This window comes from Prevotella sp. P4-98 (genome assembly GCF_002251405.1).
GTDB lineage: Bacteria > Bacteroidota > Bacteroidia > Bacteroidales > Bacteroidaceae > Prevotella.
The window spans coordinates 73,255-86,481 of the sequence record NZ_NPJC01000054.1; the positions used below are offsets into that span (position 1 = coordinate 73,255).

Below are 13,227 nucleotides of genomic sequence, written 5' to 3' on the forward strand. Positions count from 1 at the left end.
TAGGAATGGATATAGAACATATCAAACAAATTATTTCAAGCAGTCCCAATCTCAGTACCGTCCTCGGCATGGAATTTATCTCCACTCCCGAGGACGATATCTGTATGGCACGTATGGCTGTTGATGAACGCACACGTCAGCCTTTTGGCTATCTTAGCGGTGGCGCTTCGTTGGCATTGGCAGAGAATGTGGCTGGTGTCGGTTCGTCGGCACTCTGTCCCGGATGTGCCTGTGTGGGCATTGAAGTCAGTGGCAGCCATGTCAAAGCTGTGACAGAAGGGGAGACGGTGACCGCCACTGCACGATTGCAACATCGTGGAAAGACCCTTCATGTGTGGAATGTAGAACTCCGTGATACGTCTGGTGATTTGATATCCACTGTGCGTGTCACCAATTATATCATACCATCCCATGAATGAAACAACAGCTTTTGCCATATATCGCTTGCCCCATCAACAGCAGTGTGTGCTGGTGGATCAGATTGGCGGACTGCCACGCGAGTTGCCATCGTGTGCCGAACTGTGTGGCTGCGAGGGATTTGTCATGGCTCCCTTTGCTCCTTCTGCAGATTGTCCTATATTGCTGTTGCGCCCGGACAGGGTATATACTTTTGCTTGTGCAGACCATGTGAAGGCATTGATTCCTGTAGATTCGGTAGAAAATATAGAATCGCAGATTGAACCGCAACCTTTTTCTCATGCCGACTATCAGGTAGATTTCGCCAATTTCCACGAACATCTTGTCAATGGCGAGTTTAGCAAACTCGTCCTTTCCCGCAGTGTTGACATCAAGCGTAAGCCAGGTCTTACGGCAATCAGTCTTTTTGCCGAAGCCTGTCGCCGTTATCCACGGGTGATGGTGGCATTGGTTTCCACTCCGCAGGCAGGTACATGGCTTACTGCCACTCCCGAAATTCTGTTGTCGGGCAGTGGTCGCTTCTGGCAGACTATGGCTCTTGCCGGCACCATGCCCTACAGCGACAAGGTGCAGTGGAGCGATAAGAATATTCAAGAGCAACGGTATGTGGCTACTTATGTCACTGAGGTGTTGGAACACTATACTTCCGATTTCACCGAACATGGTCCTCGCACGGTGCGTGCTGCCCATTTGGCACATCTGCGCAGCGATTTCCATTTCACCTTGTCGAATACCGACAGGGTGGGAGAACTCATTCAGGCACTCCATCCCACACCGGCTGTATGTGGTCTGCCCAAGGATGAGGCTCGCCAGTTTATCCTTGCCAACGAGCATCACGACCGTCGTTATTATAGTGGTTTCATGGGACCGTTGTCACTTCACGATACGACCCATCTCTATGTCACCTTGCGCTGCATGCAACTCTTCAACAGTCATTGTCGCCTTTATGCCGGTGGTGGCATCTTGCCAGAAAGTAACGAACAGTTGGAATGGCAGGAGACCGAAGCGAAACTCGACACTATGCGTCGTCTTTTCCAGTAATCATTGCATATAAACACTAAATCTCTCGTGATGTATTATTCATCGAAAGAAAACGTCAATATCCTCACCGCTTTATTGGTTGCCCATGGCGTGCGCCATGCTGTGGTGTGTCCCGGCAGTCGCAATGCTCCTATAGTCCACAACCTTGAGGCCTGTCCTGATATCCAGTGTCATCCGCTTACCGATGAGCGCTCGGCAGGCTTTTGTGCGCTGGGCATTACTGATGCTACCAACCAACCCGTAGTGGTGTGTGTCACCAGTGGGTCGGCATTGCTCAATCTCGCCCCTGCAGTGGCAGAGGCTTACTATCGCCACCGCCCATTGGTCGTGGTTTCTGCTGACCGTCCTCCCCAGTGGATTGACCAACTCGATGGGCAGACCCTGCCGCAATCTGATGCGCTTGGACGCTTTGTGGCAAAGGCTGTCTCATTGCCAGAACCTGCTGATGATGAGACACGATGGTACTGCGAACGGTTGGTCAACGAGGCATTGTTGGAACATCGCGCGCCTGTACATATCAATATAGCCATCAGCGAACCGCTTTTCGATTTCTCTTGTCCCTCGCTCCCTGCTGTTCGTTGCATGGAACGCATCGAGGCTGAGATGCCCAACCATGTGTTGAGTCACATCGGCCGTATGTTCATGTTGTCCAAACGTCCTATGCTTATCAGCGGTCAACCCTTCAACCGTCGGTTGGATGAGATGGTGATGATGGTAGAACACGACGAGAGCTATGTGCCCGACCTCGTGGTCTATGTTGGCTTACCCATAGTGAGCAAACGGGTAAGGAAGTTTCTGCGACGTTCCAAAGAGTCGTGGCTGATCAACGAAACAGGTGAGGTCAGCGACCCCTTGATGAATCTCACTAAGGTCATTGTAGGTGATTCCGATATGGTGGTTGATCATTTACACTTCCTGCTCGAACAAGATCCCCATCCGTTTGTGCAGCGTTGGCAGACTTTGGCGGCAAAGGTTGATGAGGCTGTGAGTACCTTTGATGCTCCTTTCTCGCAGCTGCTTGCTGTTCGTCAACTTGAAATGCGATTGTCGGCATTGCCCATGGTCTATCGCCATTATGCCAACTCTACCGCCATCCGACTGGCGAATAGTTTTGCTACGGGTGTATTATGGTGCAACAGGGGTGTCAATGGCATTGAAGGGTCACTGTCCACTGCTGTCGGTCAAGCCATGGCAGTCAGTCCGTGGCCTTTGTTCTGTGTCATCGGCGACCTCAGTTTCTTCTACGATCAGAATGCACTATGGAACAATCAGCTACCCTCCAGTCTCCGCATCCTGCTGCTCAACAACGGTGGGGGAGGCATTTTCCGCCTTTTACCTGGATTGGAAAAGAGTCCTGCTCGCGACGCCTTGGTGTCGGCAGCCCATCATACAACTGCCGCAGGCATCTGCCAACAGTGTGGAGTGGGTTATCGCACCGCTGTTGATGCTGATTCGCTTACTGATGGGTTGCAGTGGTTAGTGTCTGCATCCGATTGTCCTTTGTTGCTTGAAGTCACCACCGACGCAGCTATTGACGAGCAAGTGATGCGCAGTTACTATCAGACTATTCTCAGATATCCTATAGATTGATTCCATCAATCGGTCATTAGCGATTATCGCTTTTGGAGTATAGCAATCGGGCAGGAAGAAAACATCTTGGTGTTTCTTCCTGCCCGATATTCATGATTTCAAAATCGGCAGTTTGTCCGATATGAGTTTATTGCTTGTGCTGTGAAGCATAGCGCAGCATGTTGAGCAACAGCTGTCGTCCTACAGCATCAGCTTTGTTCATGCCCTGAGTGTTGAAGGTATTCATCGACTCGTTCATACCGTCGAGATCCACCTTCTTCGTATAGGCTTCCGTTCCTTTCAGACAAGCAGGGATGTCGAGTGTGGTAATGAGTATTCTGCCACGTCCTGCAGGAATCTCGGAGAGTGCCGAATACACCTCTTTGCGATGGTCAGACACACAACCGACCAATACTTCACCGCTCATGTCGCGCAAACCGATGCGGCGACGATTGTAGGCTGCAAAACACTGATACTCCCAGTTGAACACACAGTCGGTGGGTAATCCTTCAAAGATGGGGTGTGACCGACAGAAGAAGTTGCCACCATACCATGATCGTCCCAAGGCTTTCTCACCTCTATAGTCCATCACCTCTTTATCGCAAAGCAGATCTGCCCAACGCACGGGATTATCTACAATGACGAGGGTGTGGCCCGAATAAACCCACTCCAGAATATCACTGTATCCACTTCCAAACTGTGTGGGTTCAAAGGCTCCTACTATCATCAGGTCTGCCTGTGGTCTGCCACGATGGTAATTCACCGTCTTCACGCCTTGTGCATCAAGGTAGGCAGCCAGTACACCAGTGGTATCAGCCACGGCACATACACCGTCAATACCTGTTGCATTCATAGCCACGGCATAGATCTTATCATCACCGGTAGCCGCGGTGCGTCCGTGTTGTTGCAGTTGGGCTTCGATGCTGACATAACCGGCACAGGGAATGCGCACCTTCCAACCAGTCATCAGATTCTCGCCATAGACCACTCCGCCACTCACTTTGACGCGCTTTTTCATCCGTGACAATACTTTGCCTTGCGCGTCGCGTGCGGTGAGTTGAAGCATGGCTGGTCCGTGGATATCCTTTCTGTTGACGATATACACATCGGTAGTCATCGTATCGCCAACGGCAAGCACCTTATGGGTGAGTTTCACTGAGAGATAAAGTGGACGGTTGTAACGGGCTATCAGCTGTGCATCGCCTTTGAGGTTGCGGTAGTTATCTACCACACCCGAATGGTTCTCCAGTTTCATCGACTCCCATCCGTTGATGGCATAGGCATCTACTGTGTTGCTGATGTGAACATTCTCCATCACACGGCCTTGGTAATAATATGCCACATTACCCATCTGTCGAGTCAGACTGTCAACACAGGGGAATGCCTTGCTGAAGCCACGGGTGCGGAGGAAGTTGTCGTAGGCATCATACCATGCTAAATAGTCGGCAGCCTCCCAGTTGTTAGTGCGTCCCGAACGGAGAATCTCGTCGCGGATGAGTTGCAGACGTGGCGGTGTGCCGATGGCTCCTTCTTCTCCCCAATATACTATTTCGCCTTTATTATCAGAGAAACGCAGGTAGTCGTTCTTGCCTTTATAGATATAGTCATGATAGACACCGGGTCCGCCAGCATGGTGGTTGTCCCACCAACCAATGTTGTGGAAGGTGGTATCGCCGGGCATCAGGTGCAGTTTGAAATGGTCGTCGGGTAATCCCTCCGGATTCTTTCCGTTGCACGAATTATAGGTGAGGATGCGCGATGGGTCGAGGCGATGTGCCATTTGCATCTGTCGGCGGTCTTCTGCCTGTGGTGAAGCACCACGCTCGTTGTGCAGATTATAGATGATGAGTGATGGATGTGATCGGTCGCGACGTATCATACGTGCCAGTTTCTCATTGCGGTAGTTGAAATAAAACTGGGTGTAGGCTGTACCGTCATCAAACTTGTTGGCGGGATATTGGTTGCCGCCGGGTTCCTCGAAATAGAGCAGACCGAGTTCGTCGGCTGCGTTGAGCACATCGGTATTGCCGATGGTGCGGTGGAAGTTGAGCATATTCATGCCCAGTTGTTTGGCGTCTCGCACCTGTTTGTAGGCGAGCTCGCGAGAAGGAGTAATACCGTTGTCGGGCCAGAAACTCCATGAGATGGCGGTGATGAGGGTGATGCGCTTGCCGTTGAGGTAGAACTGTCGGTCACCTTTTACGTCGCGCACTTCAAACCATCGGAATCCGAAACGTTGTCTCAACTCATCGTTGCCCAGTTTGGCGGTAAGTTCGTAGAGGTTGGGTTCTTCCACACTCCATAGTTTGGCTTGAGGTAAAGAGAGGGTCAGGGTTTTCTCGCTACCATCCATCTGTTCCTGACGACTCCATACTACCTTGTTGCTTCCGCGTTCTCTCAGTTCGAGTTTCAGTGGTGTGGCTTGTTTCACGCCTTCTGCTGCTATGTGTACTTTGACGGTAGAGGCGGCTGGGGTGTTCTCCACAAACATATCGCGGATAAACGTATTGTCGGTTGCCACGAGGTGAACACGTCCTGTGATTCCTCCAAAACCATGTGAGGGATTGGTGAGGTAGGCTCCCCACGCATAACACTGCGAGTCTTTCCAGTTGAAATTGCCGTTGGGGTCGGTGATGCGAACAGCTACCTCATTCTTTTGTCCCACTTTGGCGTATGGGGTGATATCCACTTCAAAGGGAGTGCTGTTGACCAAATCGTAGCCCACCAATTGGCGGTTGACGAAGATCTCGGCACGGAAGCGCACGGCATCAAACTGCAGAGCGATGCGCTTGCCTTGCCAGTTGGCAGGCACATCAACCTGCGTGCGAAACCATGACACGCCGACATAATTGCCGGTCACACCATAGGTCTGACCATTCCATCCCCACATCTCACCTTCCACAGTGACAGGAAGATGCACACCAGTCTTCTGTGGGTGGTCGAGCAACTGCCATCCGCCTGTGGGCAGATTGACTGGCAGCGATGCCATGGTGACGGGCGGTGTGAAGAGTTTGTCGTTTGCCCACTGTGCTTGAGGATCGAGGGTGATGTCCCACGCTAATGGCGACAGGTCAATCTTGTCACGTGCCGCACTCTGTAAAGCAACAGCAGAGAGGGCCATTAGTAACAATCTTTTGATTTGCATAATTGTTGTTTTTTAGATTAGTTAATATGTGATGTTTGGTAGGGTAGTGTGTAGTAGTTGTCGGTGATTGCTGGGCTGTCAGACCGTAGCAGGACTCTTATGTCTTTCGGTCTGCCATATACATTCCCGTCAGAATACAGACGGCACCTATCAGAAAATAGATGGTAATCTTCTCGCCCAACACCCATGAGGCAAAGATCATCGTGGTGATGGGATTGAAATATACCCAGTTGGTGGCTTTCACCGCACCGAGTTTGGAGATACACCAGTTCCATGTCAAGAAACAAATCATCGATGCCAGACAGCCTAAAAACAATAGGTTGCCCACAACCACGGGTTGGGTCAGCACTGCCATGGAAGGCACGCCCGGCACCAATATATAATAAGGTATGATGGTCAGCACACCATAGAAGAATACCTTCCGCGTGATAAAAGCAGCACTATACTTGTCGGTCATTGTCTTCATCAACAGTGAGTAGAATGCCCAACAGATGCAGGCTGTAAATGCCAGGGCGTCGCCCACGGGAGAAAGGTGGAGCACAAATCTGCCGTTGAGCACTACGATGGTCATACCCATAAATGCCAATAGTGAACCTGTCAACTGCATGATATGGATGCGCGAAGAGCGATAGACCAACCGCACCAGTAGTGTGGCAAACAGTGGACAGGAGCATACGATGAGTGAAGTATTGGTGGCTGTAGTGTAGTTCATGGCTTCGTTCTCACTCAGGAAATAGAGTGAACCTCCGGTGATGCCCAACAATACCATCAGACCTTCGTCGCGCCATGAGTCAGCAAAGAGTCGTCGATGGTTGAAACAGAACATCAGCACATATGCCATGGCGAAACGCAGCGTGAATATCTGTGCTGGCGAAAGACCATTAATCATCAACACCTTGGTAGATACAAAGGTGGTGCCCCATATTGCTACAGTTAGGAATGCAACAAGATGGTAGAAGATGTTATTGTTTGTCTTTGGCATCTGAATCTTTGGTGTTATCACGAATCAATACAGTCTTTGTTGTGTGGCTATCGCTACACGCATGCAAAGATAGTGCAAACCGAGTGAAATGCCAAAGAAAAACTGTGTTTTTTAACATAGAGACTTTGATGTTGTACAGGAAAAAATCGTCAACATTCAAATGTTCTATACTCTGAAAAAGAGTTTCGTTTCTGTTAGTATCTTTATTTTTATAAAAGCATCAAAAGCCTCTACAAAATTTTTATGATATGGTCTTCCTTAATACCATCATCCAACAGGTGCTGTCGGAAAAGCTTCTTTAGCAAGAAAGACTTTCCCGAACGTCTTAATCCTGTTATAATTTTAATCAATCCGTTGCCTTTAGAACGAATCAGTTGGTCGATATAAGTGCTTCTGTTAACTATCATACATTCCGAAAAAGTGGTACATGTTCCACTTTTTCGGAACAAAGGTAATACTATTCTTTTAAAAAGAAGACAGTTTCTTTAGGAATTTGACAATTTTAGCCAAATTCGCTACTCTACATATACACCTCCATGCCATTCACCTCAAATATACACACATCTCGAAGCTGCCGGATTTCATTTGAGTCCATCAGTTTCATTCGTCTTGTGCCTTTATAGAAGTCATATTTGAGGGAGATGCAACGGTGCCAGGACTGGATCTCACCGCTGCGAGTCCATAGACGGATGTCGATGGGTTCGGGACTGGATAGGATTTTGCGGAGGGTGGTGATGTGGATTGATTGCATAGTGATTGGTGTTAGTCGAAGGTGCGGTGGAATGGATCATCGAAGATGTTCTTACCGTAGTCAATGGTGATTGGGAGATGATGACTTCTATATTTGTACTTGAACTTGATACTGTTCGTGGCGTTGTCCAGTGCGTAAATTTTCACGGATTTTACTTTTGTCCTTACAGGACGTTTGAAAAAATAACCATACATACCCAGGGTGTTACCCTGGGCTAAGAAGATGTTGCCCCATTCGGGGCGTTAGTAACCAAACAAGCAGTGGTGGGCTGGAAATAACAAAACAAGCAAAGGCGGACTGAAAGCCCAATGGTTTTCTTAGCCCAGGGTAACACCCTGGGGACATTGTGCAATGTACCCGAGTACGTCCTGTAAGGACAAAAGTAACAATCATCGGATTGTTTTCGTTAAGCCATGAGCAGAATCGAACTTTCCGATTAAGTGAACGAAAAATCAAGCTCGCTTGAAGTTTTCCGAACGTGAGGAAAGTCAACGAAGTTAAGCTCGCTTTGATTATGCCGTGGCGAGAAAACAAAGGCGTATGCCAATTTAGACGGAATTTAAACGGATTGTTTTTGGTGGTTGCCTGTCGGCATGAAATCTTTGGAGGAAATCTTTGAAAAAATCTTTGGCCTATGGCCAGAAATCAATATTTAATTTTAATCATATCTCAATAAAATATTTCTTGCGCTCGCGCAACATCTTTAAAAAGATTTCCCCCAAAGATTTCTAGCCTTCAGGCTACCAAAAAAATCCGTATTCTCCCGTGTGTTCCGTGGATAATAATCTTTCCGTGTGCGACAAAAAAGGGAGGATGAGTTTGCGATAGTACCGCCTTAACTATATAAAAATTGGTAGTTAGGGCGGCGCTATCGCTTATAAGTCCGCCCTAACTATGTTAAAAAAGGTAGTTAGGGCGGTGCTATCCTTGCGTGTCTCAGTTTTTTTGTTTATCTTTGCACCAATAAGATACGGTATAAATGAAATAAAATCAGAACGTTATGAATACAAACGGGATAATAGGACGTGAGTATGAGCAAAAACTCATACTGGAGCGTTGTAAAAGCAGCAAGGCAGAACTGATAGCAATCTATGGTCGTAGGCGTGTAGGAAAGACTTTTTTGGTTCGAAAAATGTTCAATGACCAGTTTGCTTTTTCGTTTATAGGAATGTATGAAGTGAGCCGTGCAGTACAGTTGGAGCAGTTTCGCATGGCATTGGAACATTATACTAAACAGACTGTGCCGAGACTGAAAACTTGGTTTGAGGCATTTGCTGCTTTACGAGAATATCTGTCGGGGGTGTCTCAACAAGAACCGTTAGTTCTGTTCTTTGATGAATTGCCTTGGATGGATACACCCAAAAGTAATTTCATCGCAGCTTTCAGCTATTTTTGGAATTCATGGGCTTCAATGGTTCCTAATATGAAACTTATCGTCTGTGGTTCTTCTACTACGTGGATGTTGTCCAAGTTTATAGGCGATAAGGGCGGACTGTATGGTCGTGTAACTCGCCAGATTTATCTGGCTCCGTTCTCTCTGGGTGAGACCGAGCAGTTCTTAAACGACTTGAAAGGTTTGTCTCTTACCCGTCAGCAGGTGTTGGATGCCTATATGATATTGGGAGGTATTCCTTATTATCTTGATATGCTGGAGCATGGTGTACCATTAGACGTGTGCATTGATAGATTGTTTTTCTCGCAGGATTCACCATTACGTGGAGAGTTTGATTTTCTCTTCCGATCCCTATTTCATGACTCCATGCATTATCGTAAGATAGTAGAAGTGCTTTCAGAAAAAATGAAGGGGATGACTCGTAAGGAATTGATGGCTGAATTGAAACTGAAAGGTGGTGGACAGCTATCTGAAATCCTGGAGAATCTGAAGAAATGTGACTTTATCAGAAAATATTCTACCATAGGAAAGAGTGAAAGGGATGCCATTTATCAGTTAACTGATTTATACTCATTGTTCTATACCCGTTTTGTGGCAAATAACAGTGGACAGGATCAGAATTTTTGGAGTAACATGCGCAATTCGGGAAGTCGCACAGCCTGGAGTGGCTATGCTTTTGAACAGGTGTGCCTGCATCATATCCCACAAATCAAAAAAACATTGGGCATTTCCGGTGTTTTGGCGAATGTTTATTCCTGGTCTTGTCGTCCTTTTGTGGATTCTACTGGTGCTGAGTGGCGAGGCGGGCAGATTGATATGTTGATTGATCGTGCCGACGACACAATCAATATTTGTGAGATGAAATATGCCAAAGATGAGTTTGTGATAGATGCCAGCTATGAGCAGCGACTGCGTGACAGAATGTCTTCATTCTCTGTGGCAACCAAGACGAAGAAAGCCTTGTTGCATACTTTCATCACGACTTATGGTGTGAAGCAGAATATGTACAGCGGATTGGTGAATAGTGAAGTGACGATGAATGATCTCTTTTGATAACACCTTAGTCAAACGTTGGACAATACTCTTGCCACCGTTTTCGTTAAGCCAGATGAGCAGAATCGAACATTTCTGTGATTTCTGTGATTTCCGTGTGACCTTTTTGGGGTTGCCTGTCGGCAAGAAATCTTGGAGGACATACCCAAGCAATGCTTACCTTTGAAGTCATCGCTTTCGCATGCCACTGTCAAAAAGACCATCGCAAGCAATGCTGTCGACAGTCATTTGACAGTGGGGTTGTTCATTCTCATGTTCTTCAGTTTCGTGATGTTTTTGTAAGTATATATATATTGATATGGTTGGTTTCATTCTTCATCCTTTGTTTTATGGTTGTGTCAACGTGGTATAGTTATTAGGTGTGGAGAATTTAACTCTCGTTTGCAAAGTTACGAAACATAATTCGAAGATTTTAGAAAAATTTTAGTTTTCACTTTCTTTTGCCGTTAACTAAACACTTTTTAACTTTCTTTTAACGGCCACTTGTTGCGTTTTAAGGCTGTTGTTTCTTGCTTTTAACGTGCAATTTTGGCCTTTTCTTGCTTTTAACGTGTAGTTTGGGGGTGCTTCTGCATGGATATGTTATGATCATCACTATTTCATTGTCGCATGCGAATCTCACGGATTTTGTTTTCGTTGGTGCTCCGAAAAAGGATATTAGAGGTGGACACCCTTCACAAAATCGGTGTTGATATCCTGGATGTTGCGCTTGGCTTTACAGTAGGCAGAGTCTGAGATGAAGCCCGATTCGTATGCCACTTCCACTTGAGTGGAAGCAGGATTGGCATTGGCATAAAGGCGAGCATATTCCAAACGGAACATGTTGACGAGACGGTAGTAACCCACTTCGGCAATAAAACGACTGGCACCTGAACGCAGGCCCTTATCCACTCCAGAGAGAATTTGAGTCTTGAGCAGATGTTTGTCGCGATAGTTTTGCAAGATCACCTGCAACACAGCCTCTTTAGCCTCTTTACTATAGCGTGCTCGCAGTTTGGCAACCTTAGGAGCGGTAGTTGCTGTTGTGACTTGCTGTGTCTCTGCCTCAGCGACGGGTTTCTCCTCAGGATTGTCCGCAACAATATCTTCTATGGTGATCGTCTCTGGCAGGACATTCTCCGAGAGCGGATCGTCAGACTCTGTTTCTGCCAACGGTTCTGTTTCGGTAGGCATTTGATCCTGTGGTTGCTGTTTCTCGGTTGTTGCAGACTCAGTCACGGACACTGTTTCTGCATCGTCCAGAATCACTTCCTGCTGTTCTGTCTCTGTCGTAGCCTCCGTGTCGTTCTCGTTGTCGTCAGTTGTTTCAGCAGGCGTGTCGGTCTGCGCCATCGACAGCCTTTGGTCGTCATTCTGTGTAGTGTTTTTGTTATTATTGACGGATTTTGACCGTTGCGGATGGAGAATGAGACAGAGGAATATAACCATCCAAACGGAAAAGACGATATGGATGATAGCCATGAGCAGGCGACTGCCTATGACCAAGGGCAACCAGGCAATGCCTATCCATACCAGCGGCATCCAAATGACTTTTTCGGCAAAGCGCAGTGGAAAGTCGTCCTCGGTGGCATAGTTCTGAATGTGGTAGTTGTCGATGAGTTGTGTGATGCGGCGGATAACACCCAGAAGTCGTGCGGTGAGTAATACGCTGAATCCCACCATCACCCATAGAAACCAATGGTAATGCTGTTCCAACCAGTTGCCGCTACCTGCAAGGATGGTTACTGCCATAACGGTGAGCAATGAGATAGGAATGGTGAAGACGGTCACATTGAAGAGTCCGGCCAATGGCTTCCGATGGAAGTAGCGCTGAAACAGCATAGAGAAACAGCACGGGTAGAAGATGATGCTGAAGATGCGCACATACTGCCAGGCAGCCTCACTCATGGGGCAGAGGAAGTAGGGCAGTTGCAGTATCACGGCTGCACAGAAGAATGTGACCTGTCGGCGTGCGGGATAGTAATAGTCAGCCTCTTGGTCGTAGGGCCGACACATGTGGAACCAACGCACTACGGCACAGATGATGCCCGTGACGATGAAGATGAGACAGACATCTGAATAGAATATAGGTAATGTTAAATTGTAGTGCATGGCGGTATGGTCTTTTTGGGTGATGTTAATACTTGAAACTTGATCCTCCTACAAACTCGCGCATGATAGAGGTGGGCGGAATCTCACGGTCGGAAATGGGGATGAAATAATGCAGGAATTTCAAGAGGCGGTGTGCCTCGGCATATTCCGGACAGTTGCGAGGCACAGCCGCAAGAATCAGTTCGGCGTGAGGACGGAGCACGGCAAACTCGATATTGAGTGCCGAGTTGAACATCACGTCTGCTGTTTCCTGGAATGGCGCAATCCATTGATCTTCTGCTTCACAGACATTGCGCCATTGGCTGATGGTCTCCTGTGCCGTATAGGCACCTTTATTATAATCGCGGATGATGCGTCGCCCAGAGCCTTCGCGTGCATCGAGGAACTCTACGTCGCGGTTTTGAAAGAGTCTGAATTTCAGTCCCTGCGAGGTGTTGTTGACCTTGGCAGAGACCACTGGGAACGGCATTTTTAGTTCTTCGGCGTAGTCTTGATAGACTTCCAATAATGAGGTTCCTTCTGGGAAACTCTTGGTTATATTATTATTCTTGCAACGTATCTGTAGCATGATTCTTAGTTTTCTTGGAGACAAAGGTAATACAAAATCATCAAATTGCCATGCAAGATTTGAATTATTTCGTTTTTTTATGTTGCACACATACTCCTTACATCATTCTTTCAGTATAATTTTTATTACATTTCAACAACTTACAGTTTTACAGTTTTACAGTTTTACAGTTTTGAAAAACGGTTTCTGACTTTCGAGCCGATTTTTTATATATAAT

The 13,227-nt window shown here is 47.2% G+C and carries 9 protein-coding genes and 1 pseudogene; 4 read left to right on the plus strand and 6 right to left on the minus strand.

Features of this window, described 5'->3' with window-relative positions; all coding sequences use genetic code 11:
- Nucleotides 1-5: 5 nt before the first annotated feature.
- The 3 genes from CIK96_RS08295 to menD are packed head-to-tail and all read left to right on the plus strand — an operon-like array spanning nt 6 to nt 3,048.
- On the plus strand, nt 6-419 hold the full coding sequence (locus tag CIK96_RS08295; protein ID WP_094391100.1) for a PaaI family thioesterase: 414 nt from the start codon (nt 6-8) through the stop codon (nt 417-419).
- On the plus strand, nt 412-1,458 hold the full coding sequence (locus CIK96_RS08300; RefSeq protein WP_094440307.1) for an isochorismate synthase: 1,047 nt from the start codon (nt 412-414) through the stop codon (nt 1,456-1,458). The genes CIK96_RS08295 and CIK96_RS08300 overlap by 8 nt, the downstream gene beginning before the upstream one ends.
- A 30-nt stretch (nt 1,459-1,488) precedes the next feature.
- On the plus strand, nt 1,489-3,048 hold the full coding sequence (gene menD, locus CIK96_RS08305; RefSeq protein WP_094440308.1) for a 2-succinyl-5-enolpyruvyl-6-hydroxy-3-cyclohexene-1-carboxylate synthase: 1,560 nt from the start codon (nt 1,489-1,491) through the stop codon (nt 3,046-3,048).
- A 127-nt stretch (nt 3,049-3,175) separates the two neighbouring features.
- Here menD and CIK96_RS08310 read toward each other — a convergent pair whose 3' ends face one another.
- The 4 genes from CIK96_RS08310 to CIK96_RS13605 all read right to left on the minus strand — a co-directional run bounded on the left by CIK96_RS08310 (nt 3,176) and on the right by CIK96_RS13605 (nt 8,051).
- A complete protein-coding gene (locus tag CIK96_RS08310) occupies nt 3,176-6,172 on the minus strand; it encodes a glycoside hydrolase family 2 protein (protein WP_094440309.1) in 2,997 nt (998 codons plus the stop codon).
- Nucleotides 6,173-6,269: 97 nt separating this feature from the next.
- Nucleotides 6,270-7,154 (minus strand): DMT family transporter, encoded by an 885-nt coding sequence (locus CIK96_RS08315; protein ID WP_094440310.1) that lies wholly within the window; start codon nt 7,152-7,154, stop codon nt 6,270-6,272.
- A gap of 520 nt (nt 7,155-7,674) precedes the next feature.
- The gene (locus CIK96_RS08325) at nt 7,675-7,905 is read right to left on the minus strand and encodes a hypothetical protein (RefSeq protein WP_094436706.1); all 231 of its coding nucleotides are present in this window, start codon (nt 7,903-7,905) and stop codon (nt 7,675-7,677) included.
- An 11-nt stretch (nt 7,906-7,916) separates the two neighbouring features.
- Nucleotides 7,917-8,051 carry a hypothetical protein gene (locus CIK96_RS13605; protein WP_256387573.1) on the minus strand — a complete coding sequence of 45 codons (135 nt, stop codon included), beginning with the start codon at nt 8,049-8,051 and terminating at the stop codon, nt 7,917-7,919.
- An 854-nt stretch (nt 8,052-8,905) separates the two neighbouring features.
- Here CIK96_RS13605 and CIK96_RS08335 point away from each other — a divergent pair.
- A complete protein-coding gene (locus CIK96_RS08335) occupies nt 8,906-10,351 on the plus strand; it encodes an ATP-binding protein (protein WP_094440312.1) in 1,446 nt (481 codons plus the stop codon).
- Between the two features lie 657 nt (nt 10,352-11,008).
- Here CIK96_RS08335 and CIK96_RS08340 read toward each other — a convergent pair.
- The gene (locus CIK96_RS08340) at nt 11,009-12,442 is read right to left on the minus strand and encodes a hypothetical protein (protein WP_094440313.1); all 1,434 of its coding nucleotides are present in this window, start codon (nt 12,440-12,442) and stop codon (nt 11,009-11,011) included.
- Nucleotides 12,443-12,467: 25 nt separating this feature from the next.
- A pseudogene (locus CIK96_RS08345) lies at nt 12,468-12,800 on the minus strand (nucleoside kinase); the annotation flags it as partial.
- Between the last annotated feature and the right edge of the window lie 427 nt (nt 12,801-13,227).

Bases quoted from the DNA above. Each gene is read 5' to 3' on its own strand.
- CIK96_RS08295 (WP_094391100.1), top strand. From the start codon at position 6: ATGGATATAGAACATATCAAACAAATTATTTCAAGCAGTCCCAATCTC.
- CIK96_RS08300 (WP_094440307.1), top strand. From the start codon at position 412: ATGAATGAAACAACAGCTTTTGCCATATATCGCTTGCCCCATCAACAG.
- menD (WP_094440308.1), top strand. From the start codon at position 1,489: ATGTATTATTCATCGAAAGAAAACGTCAATATCCTCACCGCTTTATTG.
- CIK96_RS08310 (WP_094440309.1), bottom strand. From the start codon at position 6,172: ATGCAAATCAAAAGATTGTTACTAATGGCCCTCTCTGCTGTTGCTTTA.
- CIK96_RS08315 (WP_094440310.1), bottom strand. From the start codon at position 7,154: ATGCCAAAGACAAACAATAACATCTTCTACCATCTTGTTGCATTCCTA.
- CIK96_RS08325 (WP_094436706.1), bottom strand. From the start codon at position 7,905: ATGCAATCAATCCACATCACCACCCTCCGCAAAATCCTATCCAGTCCC.
- CIK96_RS08335 (WP_094440312.1), top strand. From the start codon at position 8,906: ATGAATACAAACGGGATAATAGGACGTGAGTATGAGCAAAAACTCATA.
- CIK96_RS08340 (WP_094440313.1), bottom strand. From the start codon at position 12,442: ATGCACTACAATTTAACATTACCTATATTCTATTCAGATGTCTGTCTC.